Genomic DNA, 17,225 nt, shown 5'->3' with positions numbered 1-17,225 from the left:
CCGTAATTCCTCCTTAGGCGTGAACCGCAAGTCCGTCGACGGCAAGTGCTGCTTCTCCGAATGCTTCTGACAAGGCCGGGTGCGGATGCACGAGCTGTCCGACTTCCCATGCCGTTGCATTGAGTACGAGCGCTAATCCACCTTCACTGATCAGTTCCGTTGCTTTTGGTCCGACGATGTGAACGCCGACGAGATCATCTGTCTTCGCATCCGAGACGAGCTTGATGAAGCCTGCCGCCTCTCCTTCGATCCGCGCTTTCCCTAATCCATTGAACGAGAAGCTCCCTACCTTGACGTCCATTCCGGCACGTTTTGCTTCGTCTTCCGTTAAACCGACCGATGCCGCTTCCGGTACGCTGTAGATACAACGTGGTACGAACGCATATTCAAGTGGTGTCGTCGTTCCGTTTACGATCGCCTCGACCGCTTTGACACCTTCTGCTGACGCAACGTGCGCCAGTTGTAAGCGACCGATGACATCCCCGATCGCATAGATATGTTGATCCTTCGTCCGGAAATGGTCATCGACTTGGATGAAGCCATTTTCGACGACGATATTCGTGTTTTCAATTCCGATGCCTTCGACGTTCGCCATTCGACCGATGGCGACAAGCAATTTATCCGCTTCAAGCGTCGTTTGTTCTCCGTTACGGTCATCGCGATCGAGACACCGTCTTCTGACATTCGGAACGTGTCACTTTGTGCAGCTGCGCCGGTATGAATCTTGACGCCCCGCTTTTTCAATTGACGGGCGACTTCACGACTGACTGCCGCATCTTCCGTCGGTAAAATCCGGTCGCTAAATTCGACGACCGTTACTGCGACGTCAAAATCTGTCAACATCGATGCCCATTCGACACCGATGACGCCGCCACCGATGATGACGATTGATTTTGGCAACTCTGCCATATCGAGTGCATCATCCGAACTGAGGACATACTCTGAATCAAAAGCAAGACCGTTTAATGGACGTGGACGCGACCCTGTCGCGACGATCAATTGACGCGGAAGGATCAACTCGCCTTCGCCTTCTTCCGGCTCAACGCTGATCGTTCCCGGCATCGGTGAAAAGATACTTGGTCCAAGAATCGAACCCCGACCATGAAAGACTTCAATCTTTCCTTTTTTCATCAGATGCTGAATGCCTGCCTCTAATCCATCTACGATCTCTTGTTTACGTTGTTTGACCTGTTCGAATCGTAAAAACGATTCCGGTACGTCCACGCCATATGTAGCAGCGTGTTTGACCGTCTGATAGACTGCTGCTGATTTCAAAAAGGCTTTAGATGGGATACAGCCACGATGTAAGCATGTCCCGCCTAATTTTCCTTGTTCCACGATTGCTACCGACTTCCCGGCTTGTGCCGCACGAATCGCGGCGACATATCCACCGGGTCCACCACCTAGGACAACGACGTCGAATTCTCTAGCCATGTTGGTTCGCCTCCATATTCCTTAACTTCTTCTTCCCCACGTAAGACACGCAACACTCCTTCTGCGAGCGCCTGCAACTCATCTTCACCAGGACTACGTACGACTTGACCGAGGTGGGCGATGCGTTCTTCGATCGCACGCGTCAATCGATCACTATAGGCAAGTCCGCCTGTTAGGATGATCGCGTCGATCTGACCGAACAAGACGGCACTTTGACCAGCGATCTCTTTTGCGATCCGGTACGCCATCGCGTCATATAACAACGCCGCTTTTTCGTCGCCTTCCTCAATCCGGTGCTCGATCTCGATCGCGTCAAACGTTCCCAAGTGCGCGACAAGTCCGCCTGACCCAACGACCAGACGCTTCATCTCTTCAAGTTTATACTTGGTACTATAACATAGTTCTACTAGTTGACCAACAGGTAGCGATCCGCTTCGTTCCGGCGAAAACGGTCCTTCTCCATCGAGTCCGTTGTTGACATCGATGACACGCCCCTCTTGGTGCGCACCGACCGTAATGCCGCCGCCCATGTGTGCGATGATCAGACGTAGTTCCTCATAGGGACGTCCGATTTCCTTCGCGTACCGCTTCGCGACAGCTTTTTGATTCAAGGCATGGAAAATACTCTTTCGTTCAAGTTCAGGTAAGCCTGTAATTCGCGCAATCGGCTCAAGTTCGTCAACGACGACTGGATCAACGATGAACGATGGGATATCGAGTGTCCGAGCAATCTCATCCGCGAGGAGTCCACCGAGGTTCGAGGCATGGACGCCAAAAATACCGCTGAGTAAGTCTTCTCGCATTTCCCGGTTAACGGCGTACGTACCGCTAACGAGTGGTCGGAGTAGTCCTCCGCGTCCCACGACTGCGGTAAGCGCTTTCAAATCAATCTGTTCTTCAGCTAACACTTCGAGTAACACATGACGACGCATCTCCAGCTGCGCTGGAAGCGGTCCTCCGACCGCCTCCGCTGGATGGCGTAACGTCTTCGTGAACACCTGATTCGCCCCTTCGAAGATACCAATCTTCGTCGACGTCGAACCGGGATTGATCGTTAAAATACGTTCGCTCATGGATATCCTCCTCTGATCAGCCGCGTGATCCTAGAATGTTTTTATCACGACGCAGGAACTGGCTGCGGGCACTACGCATCGTCGCAATGCGCTCTTCTGCCATTTTCTCAGCCGCCCGGTATGTCGGTAAATGATCGCGTTTTGCGATTTCGAACACTTTCGTGACTGCATCGTAGACGAGTTCAACTTTTTTCATGGCACGATCACGGTTGTATCCGTCGAGTTCATCGGCAACGTTGATGACACCACCGGCATTGATGACGAAGTCTGGTACGTATAAGATATCGCGTTCTTCAAGCATGTCACCGTGACGGTCTTCTTTGAGTTGGTTATTTGCTGCACCAGCGATAATCTTGACTTTCAATTGTGGAATCGTCTCGTCGTTCAATGTCGCACCGAGGGCACATGGTGCAAAGATATCCGCTTCGACACTGTAGATGTCTTCTGGTGCGACGATCAAGGCACCGAATGCTTCTTCTGCACGTTGAAGTGCTTCTTGGTTGATGTCCGTGACGATCAGTTTCGCCCCTTCTTCATGTAAATGACGGCATAGATTGAAGGCAACGTTACCGACACCTTGGATCGCAATCGTTTTTCCACCAAGTGAATCTGTTCCGTACACTTCTTTTGCTGCTGCTTTCATTCCACGGTAGACACCGTATGCCGTAACCGGTGATGGGTTACCGCTTGATCCGAATGCTGGGCTGACACCAGTAACGAAATCTGTCTCCATGTGGATGTAATCCATGTCTGCAACCGTCGTATTGACATCTTCTGCTGTGATGTAACGACCGTTCAGTGACTGGACGTAACGTCCGAATGCCCGGAAGAGTGCTTCTGACTTTTGTGTCTTCGCATCGCCGATGATGACAGCTTTACCACCACCAAGGTTCAACCCAGCGGCTGCGTTCTTATACGTCATTCCTTTTGATAAACGGAGCGCATCAATCAATGCCTCTTCGTCTGATGCATAGTTCCACATGCGAAGTCCACCGAGTGCCGGTCCGAGTGTCGTGTCATGAATCGCAATGATTGCTTTTAGTCCTGATACTTTATCGTGGCAAAAAACGACTTGTTCGTAATCTTCCATCTCCATTGTTTCAAAGATGCTGAAGCGTGATTCTACGTTTGTTTCGACCATTTTAAGTTCCTCCTCAGATTGTTTGTTTTACTTTTTTCGTCTGTTGGGCATTTAATAGCGCAAAGGCTAGTGAGTACATTTTTGCTTCTGCTGTATCGGCACGGCTAGTCAAAACGACTGGCGCCCGCGCTCCGACGAGAATCGCCGCAACCGAGGCATGTGCGAAATACATGAGTGATTTGTAGATGACGTTTCCGACTTCAATTTGCGGAACGACGAGTAAATCCGCCTGACCTGCTACGTCTCCCGTTAGCCCTTTTTGCTGGGCAGCGACGAGATTTACGGCATTGTCGAGTGCGAGTGGTCCGTCTACAAGGCAATCCTTGATTTGACCACGTCGGTTCATTTGTGTTAGCAGAGCGGCATCAATCGTCGCCTGCATCGTTGGATTGACGACTTCGACAGCTGCTAAGACTGCGACTTTTGGTAAGCCGTATCCAAGCGCTCGTAAGGCGGAGACACCGTTTTCGATGATCTTCACTTTGTCTTCGAGTGTCGGTTGGATATGAATCGCTGCATCGGTTAATCCGATTGCTGATTCACGCCCCGGTACTTCAAACAACGCGACATGCGACAAGACATTCCCTGAACGCAGACCCGTTTCTTTGTTCAAGACAGCTTTCATGAACGTTGCTGTCGGAACAAGACCTTTCATCAAGACGCTCGCATCCCCTTTGCGAACGGCATGAGCGGCACGTTCTGCCGCTTCTTGCGATGTAGAAGTATGAGTGATCACGAACTGTGACTCTCGTAATGCTCGCTTTTGAATCATCTGCTGAATCCGTGTCGCATCCCCGAACAAATGAAAACGCGCTAAATCGTTCTCAATTGCTAATGCGACAGCATCCATCACTTCTTCGTCATCCGCAGCTGCAATCGCAACGACGGAATCTTCGAGTCGAGCTGCCTGCTCGACCATTTCACTGAATCTCACCGTATTCCCCCCTCACCTGTCATACATAAATAGTAATAGCAATTTTCGTGCCAATTCAAAAGAGACGGTAGGTTAAGCAAGAACGTCTTTAATTTTGCACGCTTTTGCATTTTTTGCAATATATTGCACGCAAAAATTTGCGCTTCACGAATAGATGTTAAATCGTTCCACTTTGTAATAAAGTGCCCGAAGAGAAATTCCGAGTTGTTTCGCCGCTTCTGTTTTGTTGCCATTAAAGGCAGTAAGCGCTTCCCGAATCAACCGTTCTTCGACGTGTGACATCTCGTCCGATAGATGCTTGATTTCCTTTTTCTGTCTCGTCGTGACTTTCGTTGTTTGTGGCACGACAAGCTGAAGATGACCTTTTCGCAAGACGGTTTCTGTTTTATCCGTAAAAATCAACGCGCGACCGATGACATTTTCAAGCTCGCGGACATTTCCTTTCCACGGTTGCTTCTTCATTGCTTCGAGTACATCATCTGAGATCCGTCCGACCGATCGTCCATAACTTTGATTCAATTTACGGAGTAAGTGCAAGGTCAATGGTGCGATATCATCCGGTCGCTCACGTAGTGCCGGTATGTGAATCGGTAAACGATTGATCCGGTAGTAGAGATCTTCTCGGAACTCATTCATGATGATCTTTTGCTCTAGATTCGCATTCGTCGCCGCGATAATCCGGACATCGACTGGAATCGCCTTCGTCCCACCGACGCGAACGACTTCATTTTCCTGTAACACCCGTAATAGTTTGGCCTGGACGTCGAGTGGTAGTTCGCCAATCTCATCTAAGAATAGCGAACCTCCATGTGCTTCTTCGAAATATCCCCGCTTCCCACCACGTCGCGCTCCTGAGAACGCGCCTTCCTCGTAGCCGAATAGTTCACTTTCGAGTAACGTCGGTGCGATTGCCGCACAGTTGACGCGGACAAATTGTTCATATTTACGTTCGCTCGCTGCATGGATCGCATGTGCAAACAGTTCCTTGCCGGTTCCGGATTCACCGCGAATCAAGACGTTGACGGGCATCGTTGCCGCAAGCTTTGCTTGATCGACGACGAAGCGCATCGCTTCACTCTCAGCGATGATATCGTCAAAAGTATATTTGGCTTCGAGCGTCCGGATTTTTTGTCGCGCTGCCTTCAATTCTTTGGCGAGTGCCTTCATTTCTGAAATATCCCGAATGACCCCAACGGAACCGCGGACTTGTCCATCGACGATGACGGGTGCCGCATTGACGATGATATCACGTTGATCTTGCCCGATCTTCATGCGAACATCCCGCACGTTCTCGCCCGTATTCAAGACTTTCAAATGAACGGATTCCTGCATTCCGATATCGGCACTTGCCGGTTTTCCGACAACGTCTCGCTCCGTGAAACCAGTCATACGCGTATATGCTGGATTGATCAGCATCGTCTGTCCGTCTTGATCGGCGACGGAAATCGCCTCGCTCGTACAATGAATGATTGCTTCGAGCATTTTCTCTTTTTCAGTCAATCGCTCAAGCAACACTCTGACGAATTCACCCGGTAAGACCGCTGCTCCCGGAAAATCATGAATCAATTGCTCAAGTACGCCAGTTTCTCCTGTAGCGTCAATGATGAAATCGACATCAGCTCCTTCAAAAGCTGACCAATTCGTTTCGATCCGAATGTCCGCACGCCGTGCAAGCGCCACCCCAGGCGCCTCCATGTTTGGATCGACGAGACCGATGACCGTTAATAATGGTGAACGTTGAAACGCATGCAGGACTTCTGTTCCCCCTTGACCAGCCCCGACGACGAGTAGATGATGCATATGAATTCCCCCTTTGAAACTGCTTACATTTCTATCGTACTCGGAATAAAATAGGGAAGCAAACCCGATTCGCAGAACGATCGATTTTTTGATACAATACGCTTGGAAAGGAGTGGCGTCCTATGCGTATCATTGGTTTGCTCTCATTATTAATCCCCGGCGTCATCGGCGCGATTGGTATTAAGCTCATGCGTGATAGTGTTTTTCTAATTGCGCAAGTGCCGTTTAAATACTTAGGCGATGCGGCTTACGTATATGTACTGCAAGGTCTCGTTGGTTTGGTTCTTGCGATGGGTGGCATTGGATTTGTCGCAGGATATGTCTTTTATCGCGATCGAAAACGTGGAAAAGTCTCCGACCGCTATCAAAAAAAATGAACACAGAAAAAGGTCCCCATCTCTTGAACTCATTTCAAGCGCGGGACCTTTTACTCGTATAAAATTGGTTTCACTTACGGATGAACTCCTCTCATAGTTAGAACTATTCGTGTACTCCAAAACCTTAGGTGTTCCTCTTAATGAAGAGGTAGAAAGAAATCAGATCTGGCTATCGGGCTAACGATAGAATGGTGTTTCAGTTCCATCATCTGACTGTACTCGGGACCTAGGTGGAGCGTAATGTCATCCGCTTGAAGCAGTCAAACATTCGGTTGCTAACAATCACTGCTAGACAACACTCCTTTTCACGAACTGTACTTTTCATTTTAGACGATCCGTTACCTTCCACTTTTCCCTAGCTTCGAAATCATGGAAGCTCCCATTCATTCGAGATTTCTCATCTAGAATGAACAAGATACCTTGGTACGACTTCTACCAAGAGAATGTCGTCCGGCATTCTTGAGCCATTTACAGTTGGCGTTCTGAGATGATGTTCGTCAACAGGATTTCCGGAGTCCTTGTCGACTCGACGTTCATCTGACGTCTTGCCAAATCATTTGGTACCTTTATTATAACAAACATTTCAGTTTATGCAATATTTATTTGCAAGCGCTTTTATATATTTTTAGCTTTACGGTATGCTATAAGCAGATCGTAATCGAAAGGAGACCTTTCATGCGAAAAATCATCGTATTCGAACATCTATCGTTAGACGGTGTCATTCAAGCACCGAGCGGAAAGAATGAGGATGTGAGCAACGACTTCGAACAAGGGGGATGGACTGCTCCATTTCAACATCCTGAGATTGGTCAGGTCATCCGTGAATGGATGCAAGAGGATTGCTCCCTGTTACTCGGTCGCAAAACATACGAGCAATGGTCGAGTTACTGGCCACTCCACCCAGATATCTGGCCAGTTGCTGATCATGCCATGAAGTATGTTGCTACGCGTCATACACCACCTATTCTTTGGCAGCCGACGACATATTTGAATCAACCAACTTCTGAACTAACACGCTTGAAACAACAGGACGGACCACCACTTCACGTCTGGGGGAGTAGTCAACTCGTTCATACGCTTTATGAAGCTGATCTGATCGATGAACTTCGATTGATCCTCTATCCCGTCATCATCGGTTCTGGTAAACGTCTATTTCCCGACAACGGAATGACGCCCATCACTTGGAATGTCACGAAACGACACACGTTTGATAACGGCGTATTGATCGCTTGCTATGAACGGGATAGGAACTAAAAACACACCGTCTATCATTCAGACGGTGTGTTTCCTTTAACCAGATTGTTCTTGATTCATATGACTCGAAACATACGAGATGAATTCCGAGTTCTTCGGACTTTTCTCTTGTTCGATTCGGCCATTGAAGAGCTCGTGCTGTTGCATCCCTTCGTTCCAGGCGGACTTGATGGCGTGACGCATCGCTCGTTCGACACGAGAAGCCGTCGTTTGGTGTTTCTTCGCAATCGTCGGATAGAGTTCCTTTGTGATCAATCCGAGTAAATCTTCCCGTTCAAGCACCATTAAGACAGCGTCCTTCAAATACGTGAAGCCTTTAATATGCGGAGCAATCCCCACTTCTCGAAGTGTCGTACCGACTTTTAAATCAATCGTTTCGACGATCGGTGCTTGTCCTTGATTCGTCACGAGACGAATTTTTTGAACGAGCTGATCCATGCTGAACGGTTTAAGTAAGAAGTACGATGCTCCGAGGGTGACCGCCTGTTGCGAGACCTCGTCTTTACCGAAGGCACTCAACATGATGACAGCAGGGTTCTTCTTTTTCTTCATCAATTCTTCGAGAACACCAAGCCCATCTAAATGAGGCATGATGATGTCGAGGAGCAATACATCCACTTCGTGTTCTTTCATACGTTCGAGACAACTCTCGCCATTGTAGGCGACGCAAACGACTTCCATGTCTTCTTGCGCAGAGATATGCTGGCGAATCAGTTCGACCATTTCGCGATTATCATCTGCTATCCCGACTTTAATCAATCCTTACACCCCATTTTTAAGCGATTCTTTCATCGTCTTCGCCTGATCCATCAATTCCTCGGCATGGCGTAACGTCAAATCCGTCATATGTGCACCGGAAATCATCCGTCCTAGTTCGTTTCCTCGATCTGACTGAGACAAGACGTTGACCTGTGTCGTCGTACGATCCGTCTCCTCGATTTTCCGAATATAGAGATGTTGATCGGCCATCGAAGCGACTTGCGGTAAGTGCGTAATACAAAGCACTTGTCCGTCTACCGATAAACGATAGATTTTTTCAGCCATCGCTTGTGCGACACGACCCGATACTCCTGTATCGACTTCATCGAAAATGATTGAAGCAACTCCGACCGAGCGCGAGAAGATTGACTTCAATCCGAGCATGATACGAGATAACTCCCCGCCCGATGCAACTTTTCCGAGCGACTTGAATGGCTCTCCCGCATTCGTCATGATGAAGAACTCCACTTGGTCGATTCCGTTCTTGCGTAGCATCGGTGTCTTCCCGTCTTGAAGAAAACGAATTTCAAACCGTGCTTTTTCCATGTAGAGCTCACGCAACTCCAGATGAATCGCTTCGCTTAATTGAACGGCCGCTTTTCGACGCTGTTGCGAGAGACGCCCACCTATCTCAAACAATTCGCCTTCGAGCTGTTCGACTTCGGCTTTTAAGCGTTCAATCCGTTCATCTCGATTCGTCATCGTATCGAGTTCAACTCGAATCTTCTCCCCATACGCGATGACTTCCTCGATCGTCGCCCCGTATTTTCGTTTCAGTTGTTGAAAGACGGATAAACGTTGTTCAATCTCATCGAGTCGATTGGAATCAAACTCAAGTGTTTCGAGTTGATCTCGAATCGCATACCCGACTTCTTCGAGTCCATAAAAAGCGCTTGCGATCGCGTCACTCTGTTGCGAAAACTGTTCGTCGATGCTTGATGCTTGTTGTAATTCACGCATCGCGTCTCCGACAGAGTCGATGCCTCGCATCTCATCATGCAAAGCATCGTACGCTGTCTTTAACGACGCATATAGCTTCTCGAAATTCGCGAGACGATTTCGTTCGACGAGCAACTCGTCTTCCTCATGTGCTCGAAGTTTTGCGCCTTCAATCTCTTCCGTCTGAAACGATAGTAGATCAATCCGTTGAGCGAGTTCTTGCTCACTTTGCGCGAGCGATTGCAGCGCCATCCGTTTTTCTTCATACGCTTGATAACCGGATTGATAGGCTTGAAGGAGCGGTGCAATCGTCTCTTGCGCGAAGTCATCGAGAATCGCTTGATGATACGTACTGTCCATTAAATGCTGATGTTCATGTTGCCCGTGCATGTCGACGAGGACACGCCCGAACTCCCGTAAGATCGTCAGTGTGACCAGCTTATTGTTGACGCGACAGACACTTTTCCCGGTCGCGAACAGATCACGTCGTAAGATGATCAATCCATCTTCGATATCGATACCATACTCTTCTGCGAGATCATAGACGAGATGGTCGTCTTCAATCAGAAACAATCCTTCTAGTTCCGCCCGATCTTCCCCGTATCGAACGAATTCCGCGGATCCACGTCCACCAATCAATAAACCGATCGCGTCGAGAACGATCGATTTACCGGCACCTGTTTCCCCAGTCAAGACGGTCATTCCTTTTTTAAAGTCGATCTGTAGCTCGTCAATGATCGCAAATTGTTTGATCGATAATTCAGCTAGCATCCTGTCAACTCCTTACAGCATTTCTAAAATTCGTTCGGTCACTTCTTTCGCTTGTTCCTCACTTCGTGCGATCAATAGGATCGTATCGTCCCCACACACCGTGCCAAGCAGTTCGTTCCAGCTCAAATGGTCCAGTAAGACGGCGACTGCGTTCGCATTTCCCGGCAGGACATGCATGACAATCAGATTTTGAGCAGAATCAATCGAGATGAAGCTGTCCCCGAGCAGACGCCGCAATTTCCCGAGTGGGTTGAAGCGTTGGTCGGCGGGTAAGCTGTATTTATAACGTCCATCATTCAACGGAACCTTAACGAGATGAAGTTCCTTGATATCTCGTGATACCGTTGCCTGTGTCACCTTATATCCTGCATTCCGTAATTCCTCTACCAATTCATCTTGGGTTTCTACTTCCGACTGGGTGATGATCTCCCGAATCTTAATCAACCGTTGCCCCTTTGTCATTCCTGCACCTCACAGTATTCTTCGATGTTACTATTGTAATCCAATAAATCATTAAAAGTCCACGTTTGCCATTTTATTATACGGTTTTCGTCGCTCCGAACAACAATGAGGACGGACCCATGAACCGGATCCGCCCTCGTTTTCATCTGTTCGTTTAAAGACTAGCATGTGCTTGCTTGACTGTCTCCGTCGCATGGACGGATGCATCAAGTCCTGGTTGACCAAGGCGCGCATGCAATAAGAACTCGATGTTCCCCTCTCCACCAGTAATCGGCGAATAGTCGAGCTGTTTCACATAGAATCCTTGTTGAATGAAGAATTCGACCATCTCATCGAGGACACGGACATGAATCCGTTCATCACGCACGATGCCTTTTTTACCAATGTCATCACGCCCCGCTTCGAATTGCGGCTTGACGAGCGCCATGACATCTCCTCCTTCGACGAGGATCGTCTTCAGCGGTGGAAGCATCAACCGTAACGAGATAAATGACACATCGATCGTCGCAAACTGCGGCGCAACAGGGAACATGTCTGGTGTCGCATGCCGGAAGTTCGTTTTCTCCATCACCGTCACACGGTCATCCGAGCGAAGCTTCCAGTCCAGCTGATTGGAACCGACATCCAGCGCATACATATGTGCTGCTCCATTTTGTAAGGAGCAGTCGGTAAAGCCACCCGTTGACGATCCAATATCGAGACCTGTTTTACCCGTGACATCGAAATCGAATACTTGAAGTGCCTTTTCCATCTTGAAGCCTCCACGACCGACATAAGGCATCAACTGACCTTTGACGTGCAGATCGATGTCCGACTTGACCTTCTCACCGGCCTTCTCTAATCGTTCCGTACCACTAAAGACCAGTCCAGCCATGATCGATCGCTTTGCTTTTTCACGCGTTTCAAACAAACCGCGCTCGACGAGAAGAACGTCGAGGCGGATTTTTTTTACATTTTCCATGAATCGTCACACACTCTGTTTCTTTCCTTGATTGACGAAAGCGCGTACTTCTTCTGCGATTTGTCCAGGTAATAATCCGATTTCTTCCAGTAATTCGTTCACACCGCCATGCTCGATATACCAATCCGGAATACCAAAGCGTTTGACGCGCGGGAATACTTCCTGCTCGTTCGCATGCTCAAGGACAGCTGATCCGAATCCACCTTTTAAGACGGCTTCTTCGAGCGTCACGAGTGGAATGCCTTCTGCGTAAAGGGCATTCAGCATCTTCTCATCAAGCGGTTTGATCGTCCGAGCATTGATGACACGAACCGACAGTTCGTCTGCTAGGAGATCCGCGATTTTGAGCGCATCTTGTACTTGTGGTCCAAACGCAAGGATCGCGACGTCCGTTCCTTCACGTTCGACTTCCCATGTATCAAGCGAAATTTCATGCAGTGTCTCGTCCATTGGTACACCGATACCTTCTCCACGTGGGAAACGAACGGCGATTGGCCCTTCATATTTGACGGCCGAATAGAGCAAGTGTTGCAGTTCGTTCTCATCCTTCGCCATGACGATCCGGATGTTCGGTACGTGACGCATGAAGGCAATATCGAAGACGCCTTGGTGTGTTTCACCATCTGCGCCAACGAGACCTGATCGGTCAATCGTAAACGTCACATCTAGATTTTGACGCGCCACGTCGTGAACAAGCTGATCGTATGCACGTTGGAAGAAGGTCGAGTAGATCGATACGACAGGTTTCATGCCTTGCGTCGCCTGACCAGCTGCAAATGTCACAGCATGTTGTTCTGCAATCCCGACGTCAAACATCCGCTCTGGGAATTCTTTTTCAAAACAATCGAGTTTTGAACCGACGCTCATCGCTGGCGTGATCAACGTCAGCTTTTCATCATCGCGTGCCATCTTTGTTAAAGTATCCGCTACCGTAAAGGAGTAACTAGGTGCTTTTGATTTCCCTTTGATGACTTCGCCAGACTCCATCTTGTACGGTCCAAGACCATGCCATGTGCCAACGCCATCGAACTCTGCCGGACGATAGCCTTTCCCTTTTTTCGTGATAACATGAAGCAGGACAGGACCTTCTTCTTTTTTCACGTAATTGAGCTGTTCGATTAAATCATCAAGATCGTGCCCATCGACTGGACCATAATAGTTGAAGCCGAGCTCTTCAAAGAACATGCCAGGAACAAGTGCGCCTTTAACGGCTTCCTTCAACTTCTCGCTTCCTTTTTCAAGGCGTCCGCCAATGACCGGAATCTTTTTGATCAACGTTTCAAGCTCGTCTTGGGCAAAACGCACTTTACGTGATGAACGAATTCGTCCAAGCATTTGATGCATCGCCCCAACGTTTGGTGCAATCGACATCTCGTTATCGTTTAAGATGACGATGACGTTTTGTTGTTCTGCTCCAATATGATTCAATGCTTCGAGTGCCATACCACCTGTCAAAGCACCGTCACCAATGATCGCGACTGCACGATCACTCTTACCGCTCAGTTCGTTCGAAACAGCAATCCCCATTGCTGCTGACAAGGACGTCGAGCTGTGTCCTGTCTCCCAGACGTCATGCACACTCTCATTGCGTTTCGGGAACCCACAGAGTCCTTTGTGCTGACGGAGCGTATCAAACTGGCTCGCTCGTCCTGTCAAAATCTTATGCACGTATGCTTGGTGCCCGACATCCCAGACGAACTTGTCATTCGGACTGTCGAATTCACGATGCAACGCAAGCGTCAACTCGACGACACCGAGGTTCGGTGCCAAGTGTCCACCTGTCGTCGCTAATTCTTCAATCAAAAAGCGTCGAATATCGCCTGCGAGTACTTCGAGTTCGGAGACCGACATACGCTTTAAAAATGACGGATCCTGTATTTCTGTCAATTTCATACCTTACCGCCTCTTTTCCTTACAATCTTATAGGGTTTGTACCCTACATTGTACTAGAACAATCTATCGAGCGCCATTGTCAGCATAGAAAAAGACGACGCAGATGCGTCGTCCTGCTTAATGGTCGCGCTTGACCACGAAGTCGAGCAGTTCCTTAAGTGTCGTCGCTTCGACTGATAATGCATCAATCGCTTGTTCCGCTGCTTCCACCTGAGCTGTCAGTGCGCGTTTCGCTCCTTCAAGACCCAGTAATTTTGGATACGTTGCTTTTTCGTTCCCTTCGTCGCTACCAACCGGTTTGCCGATTTTTTCAGCATCTCCCGTCACGTCCAAGATGTCATCTTGGATTTGGAATGCGATTCCGAGATGGCGACCGTATTGCTTCAAGTGCTCAAGATCCGTCGAGCTGACCGAGGCAAGCAAACCACCCGCTTCGACTGCAAAGACGAGGAGTGCTCCTGTTTTCCGACGGTGAATCGACTCAAGCTCCGCTACGTCATTGATGCCGCCACGCTCACCGAGCATATCGTCGAGCTGACCACCGACCATACCCGTAGCACCAGCCGCTGCTGCTAACCGTTCGACAAGTGCAAGCTTCACTTCTGACGAAGCTGGTGTCTCAAGAAGACAGCTGAAGGCGTTCGTGAGCAAGGCATCTCCTGCTAAAATCGCTGTCGCTTCATCAAAAGCGATATGATTCGTCGGACGCCCTCGACGCAAATCATCATCGTCCATTGCGGGAAGATCATCGTGAATCAGTGAGTATGTATGAATCATCTCAAGTGCCGCAGCAGTCGCGTCACCTTTTGAACGATCGATGGAAAAAGCATCGAGTACCGCATAAATCAAGGCTGGGCGAATTCGTTTCCCACCCGCATCGAGTGAATACCGCATCGAATCGCGTAAACGATCCGGTGCGTCGAGTCGCTCCATGAACTCTTCCATTTTGTTTTCGACTTGTGTCTTCCACTCATTCAAAGCAATCATTGCGCTCCTCCTTTTTCCCGAAGCGTACCATCTTGCTCCAGGATTTGATCGAGTTTTTTCTCAGCAACGGATAACTTTCCTTGGCAAAGAGCCGTCAGTTTGACGCCTTCTTCATATAGAGCCATCGCTTGTTCAAGAGGAGCTTCGCCCTCTTCGAGTAACGTGACGATTTCTTCTAATCGTTCCAGTGCTTCTTCAAAAGATTGTTCCGTCTCCATTCTTACTCCCCATCCTCTCGTTTAGCACGAATCGTTCCATCATGGAATCGGATATCGAACGAAGACGCTGTCAATGCCTTCGCGGAACGGACGATTTGTCCATCCTGTTCGACATACGTATAGCCGCGCATCAGAACATGCGTCGGACTGACGGAGTCGAGTCGCGCGAGCACATGACGCACCTGTTGTTGCTTCGATTGTAAAAGTCGACGAACGATTTCGAGTCGACGTCGTGATTGTTCAATCGTCGCCCGTTGTTGCACGAAGCGGTCCCGCATCGGCACACGCAGTAAGCGTGTGTCAAGACGCTCCACCTGTTGCTGGTGTTGCGCTACTACTTGCTTGATCTCCTTTTGGAGTGCCATCTCTGCTCGGTCCAATTGTTCCTGCTTCAGTCCGAGTAGGACGCGTGGTGATTTCAGACCGTAGCTCGCGGCAAGCCGTGTCACTTGCTCTTGTTTACTTTTGAGGAGTTGTGCATACGTTCGTTCTAAACGACGCTTCACATCCTGCACCCGTCGAGATAGTGCCTCTGCTTCCGGAGTGACGAGTTCTGCCGCTGCCGTTGGTGTAGCCGCACGAACGTCGGCGACGAAATCACTGATCGTAAAATCCGTTTCGTGCCCGACGGCAGAGACGATCGGAATGCGTGATTCAAACACGGCTGTCACGACAGACATCTCATTGAATGCCCACAGCTCCTCAATCGAACCACCACCACGACCAATGATCAACACATCACAGGCATCATGCTCATTCATCAGCTGAATGGCACGACTGATTTGTGGTGCCGCGTCCGCTCCCTGTACAAGGACCGGAGCGAAGACGATGGCCGCTTGCGGATAACGGCGCCGGAGTGTCGTTGCGATATCATGAAGCGCTGCTCCTTTTGGCGACGTGATGATTCCGATGCGCTCTGGAAAAGCTGGCAACGATTGTTTGATTGCTGGATCAAACCAACCACGCTCTTCAAGATCCACCTTCAAGCGTGAGAACGCCTCATATAACGCTCCTACACCGTCTTCCGTCATCCGTTCGACATAGAGTTGCATCTCCCCAGAAGAGACGTAAACGGATAAGCGCGCGGTGACGACGACTCGCATCCCATCGCGAACGTCTGCTTTGACTCGACTCGCATCCCGGGCAAACATGACAGCTTTCATCCGTGACTGCTCGTCCTTCAACGTAAAATAAAGGTGACCGGAAGAGTGTCGTTTAAAGTTCGACACTTCTCCCACCACCTGGACTTGTTGCAGAAGGGCGTCGCCTTCTAGTTCACGTTTGACATAGTGGACTAAATCGGAAACGTGAAGAGGTTCGCTCATCGCGCAGCCTCGATCGTGTTATGCAGTAGCATCGTGATCGTCATCGGACCAACGCCACCCGGAACAGGTGTAATCATCGATGCAATGTCTTGTACCGTATCAAACTCGACATCACCGACGAGTTTGCCATCGACACGGTTGACACCAACGTCAATGACGACAGCATCCGGTTTCACCATATCCGCCGTAATCAGCTTCGGTACGCCGACTGCGACAATCAAAATATCCGCTTGACGCGTCATCGCACCGAGATCTTTTGTCTTGGAATGACAATAGGAAACGGTAGCCGATTCATTCAAGAACAACATACCGACGGGTTTACCGACGATTTGGCTACGACCGACGACAACGACGTGTTGACCAGCAATCGGTACGTTCATCTCTTTGACGAGATGAAGAATGCCGTTTGGTGTACACGGTAAAAATGTCGGTTCACCAATCATCATTTTCCCGACAGAGACAGGATGAAAACCATCGACGTCCTTTTCAGGAGAAATCGCAAAAATGACCTTACTTTCATCAATGTGGTCAGGCAACGGCAATTGGACGAGAATCCCATGGACACTCGCATCAACGTTCAGACGGTCGATCAAGTGAAGAAGCTCTGATTCCGTTGTTTCTGCCGGAAGTCGGATCAACTCCGAATCCATGCCGATTTCCTTCGCCGCCTTTTCTTTACCACGTACATAGGACTGACTAGCAGGATCTTCGCCAATCAGGATGACAGTCAATTGCGGTTGAATCCGCTGTTCTTTCAGACGTGCGACTTCTTCTTTCAGCTTCATACGATATGAATGGGCTACCTGTTTTCCATCGATTACTACTGCCATGATTTGTCCACTCCCCCAAAAAGTTCGATTCACTCTTCTGTCTGTTTGTCTCTATTCGGTTTTACAA

Annotated in this window: 15 protein-coding genes and 1 pseudogene; 2 read left to right on the top strand and 14 right to left on the bottom strand. The window is 49.1% G+C overall.

Translation table 11 applies throughout. From position 1 onward, the window contains the following. Positions 1–13 precede the first annotated feature (13 nt). From lpdA to AC3B4V_RS01330, 5 genes and pseudogenes are all read right to left on the bottom strand, one after another. Positions 14–1,434, bottom strand: a pseudogene (gene lpdA, locus AC3B4V_RS01350) (dihydrolipoyl dehydrogenase). Next, entirely contained in the window at positions 1,404–2,507 is a 1,104-nt protein-coding gene (buk, locus tag AC3B4V_RS01345) for a butyrate kinase (RefSeq protein ID WP_488377569.1), read from the bottom strand. The pseudogene lpdA and the gene buk overlap by 31 nt, the downstream one beginning before the upstream one ends. 16 nt (positions 2,508–2,523) lie before the next feature. Continuing rightward, on the bottom strand, positions 2,524–3,648 hold the full coding sequence (locus AC3B4V_RS01340; RefSeq protein WP_023467593.1) for a Leu/Phe/Val dehydrogenase: 1,125 nt from the start codon (positions 3,646–3,648) through the stop codon (positions 2,524–2,526). Positions 3,649–3,661: 13 nt separating this feature from the next. Next, the gene (yqiS, locus tag AC3B4V_RS01335) at positions 3,662–4,582 is read right to left on the bottom strand and encodes a phosphate butyryltransferase (protein WP_041255026.1); all 921 of its coding nucleotides are present in this window, start codon (positions 4,580–4,582) and stop codon (positions 3,662–3,664) included. Between the two features lie 144 nt (positions 4,583–4,726). Continuing rightward, on the bottom strand, positions 4,727–6,382 hold the full coding sequence (locus tag AC3B4V_RS01330; RefSeq protein ID WP_058704307.1) for a sigma 54-interacting transcriptional regulator: 1,656 nt from the start codon (positions 6,380–6,382) through the stop codon (positions 4,727–4,729). Positions 6,383–6,504: 122 nt separating this feature from the next. Between AC3B4V_RS01330 and AC3B4V_RS01325 the strand changes: the two genes are divergently transcribed. Both AC3B4V_RS01325 and AC3B4V_RS01320 read left to right on the top strand, forming a co-directional pair. Then, the gene (locus tag AC3B4V_RS01325; protein WP_488377568.1) at positions 6,505–6,759 is read left to right on the top strand and encodes a DUF2627 domain-containing protein; all 255 of its coding nucleotides are present in this window, start codon (positions 6,505–6,507) and stop codon (positions 6,757–6,759) included. Between the two features lie 675 nt (positions 6,760–7,434). Further along, positions 7,435–8,013: a dihydrofolate reductase family protein gene (locus AC3B4V_RS01320; protein WP_488377567.1), complete on the top strand. Its 579-nt coding sequence runs from the start codon at positions 7,435–7,437 to the stop codon at positions 8,011–8,013. A gap of 36 nt (positions 8,014–8,049) precedes the next feature. Here AC3B4V_RS01320 and spo0A read toward each other — a convergent pair whose 3' ends face one another. The 9 genes from spo0A to folD form a co-directional block, all read right to left on the bottom strand. Further along, positions 8,050–8,772, bottom strand: a complete 723-nt coding sequence (gene spo0A, locus AC3B4V_RS01315) for a sporulation transcription factor Spo0A (protein WP_035398295.1) — start codon at positions 8,770–8,772, stop codon at positions 8,050–8,052. A gap of 3 nt (positions 8,773–8,775) precedes the next feature. After that, on the bottom strand, positions 8,776–10,482 hold the full coding sequence (recN, locus tag AC3B4V_RS01310) for a DNA repair protein RecN (RefSeq protein ID WP_064300282.1): 1,707 nt from the start codon (positions 10,480–10,482) through the stop codon (positions 8,776–8,778). A gap of 12 nt (positions 10,483–10,494) precedes the next feature. Beyond that, on the bottom strand, positions 10,495–10,944 hold the full coding sequence (ahrC, locus tag AC3B4V_RS01305) for a transcriptional regulator AhrC/ArgR (RefSeq protein WP_023467586.1): 450 nt from the start codon (positions 10,942–10,944) through the stop codon (positions 10,495–10,497). 154 nt (positions 10,945–11,098) lie between these two features. Next, on the bottom strand, positions 11,099–11,905 hold the full coding sequence (locus tag AC3B4V_RS01300) for a TlyA family RNA methyltransferase (RefSeq protein ID WP_214857101.1): 807 nt from the start codon (positions 11,903–11,905) through the stop codon (positions 11,099–11,101). A 6-nt stretch (positions 11,906–11,911) separates the two neighbouring features. Further along, complete coding sequence (dxs, locus tag AC3B4V_RS01295) at positions 11,912–13,798, bottom strand: 1-deoxy-D-xylulose-5-phosphate synthase (RefSeq protein ID WP_488377566.1); 1,887 nt, start codon at positions 13,796–13,798, stop codon at positions 11,912–11,914. Between the two features lie 117 nt (positions 13,799–13,915). Further along, entirely contained in the window at positions 13,916–14,785 is an 870-nt protein-coding gene (locus AC3B4V_RS01290) for a polyprenyl synthetase family protein (protein ID WP_064300285.1), read from the bottom strand. Beyond that, the gene (xseB, locus tag AC3B4V_RS01285) at positions 14,782–15,003 is read right to left on the bottom strand and encodes an exodeoxyribonuclease VII small subunit (RefSeq protein ID WP_023467583.1); all 222 of its coding nucleotides are present in this window, start codon (positions 15,001–15,003) and stop codon (positions 14,782–14,784) included. The genes AC3B4V_RS01290 and xseB overlap by 4 nt, the downstream gene beginning before the upstream one ends. Positions 15,004–15,005: 2 nt before the next feature. Further along, the gene (gene xseA, locus AC3B4V_RS01280) at positions 15,006–16,328 is read right to left on the bottom strand and encodes an exodeoxyribonuclease VII large subunit (RefSeq protein ID WP_488377565.1); all 1,323 of its coding nucleotides are present in this window, start codon (positions 16,326–16,328) and stop codon (positions 15,006–15,008) included. Continuing rightward, positions 16,325–17,158 carry a bifunctional methylenetetrahydrofolate dehydrogenase/methenyltetrahydrofolate cyclohydrolase FolD gene (gene folD / locus AC3B4V_RS01275; RefSeq protein ID WP_488377564.1) on the bottom strand — a complete coding sequence of 278 codons (834 nt, stop codon included), beginning with the start codon at positions 17,156–17,158 and terminating at the stop codon, positions 16,325–16,327. The genes xseA and folD overlap by 4 nt, the downstream gene beginning before the upstream one ends. Positions 17,159–17,225 lie beyond the last annotated feature (67 nt).

The sequence above is a fragment of the Exiguobacterium sp. E17S genome, assembly GCF_057772545.1.
This window is presented reverse-complemented; position numbering and strand designations above follow the sequence as displayed.

Bases quoted from the DNA above. Each gene is read 5' to 3' on its own strand.
- folD (WP_488377564.1), bottom strand. From the start codon at position 17,158: ATGGCAGTAGTAATCGATGGAAAACAGGTAGCCCATTCATATCGTATG.
- xseB (WP_023467583.1), bottom strand. From the start codon at position 15,003: ATGGAGACGGAACAATCTTTTGAAGAAGCACTGGAACGATTAGAAGAA.
- AC3B4V_RS01300 (WP_214857101.1), bottom strand. From the start codon at position 11,905: ATGGAAAATGTAAAAAAAATCCGCCTCGACGTTCTTCTCGTCGAGCGC.
- AC3B4V_RS01290 (WP_064300285.1), bottom strand. From the start codon at position 14,785: ATGATTGCTTTGAATGAGTGGAAGACACAAGTCGAAAACAAAATGGAA.
- ahrC (WP_023467586.1), bottom strand. From the start codon at position 10,944: ATGACAAAGGGGCAACGGTTGATTAAGATTCGGGAGATCATCACCCAG.
- dxs (WP_488377566.1), bottom strand. From the start codon at position 13,798: ATGAAATTGACAGAAATACAGGATCCGTCATTTTTAAAGCGTATGTCG.
- AC3B4V_RS01330 (WP_058704307.1), bottom strand. From the start codon at position 6,382: ATGCATCATCTACTCGTCGTCGGGGCTGGTCAAGGGGGAACAGAAGTC.
- buk (WP_488377569.1), bottom strand. From the start codon at position 2,507: ATGAGCGAACGTATTTTAACGATCAATCCCGGTTCGACGTCGACGAAG.
- AC3B4V_RS01340 (WP_023467593.1), bottom strand. From the start codon at position 3,648: ATGGTCGAAACAAACGTAGAATCACGCTTCAGCATCTTTGAAACAATG.
- AC3B4V_RS01320 (WP_488377567.1), top strand. From the start codon at position 7,435: ATGCGAAAAATCATCGTATTCGAACATCTATCGTTAGACGGTGTCATT.
- recN (WP_064300282.1), bottom strand. From the start codon at position 10,482: ATGCTAGCTGAATTATCGATCAAACAATTTGCGATCATTGACGAGCTA.
- xseA (WP_488377565.1), bottom strand. From the start codon at position 16,328: ATGAGCGAACCTCTTCACGTTTCCGATTTAGTCCACTATGTCAAACGT.
- AC3B4V_RS01325 (WP_488377568.1), top strand. From the start codon at position 6,505: ATGCGTATCATTGGTTTGCTCTCATTATTAATCCCCGGCGTCATCGGC.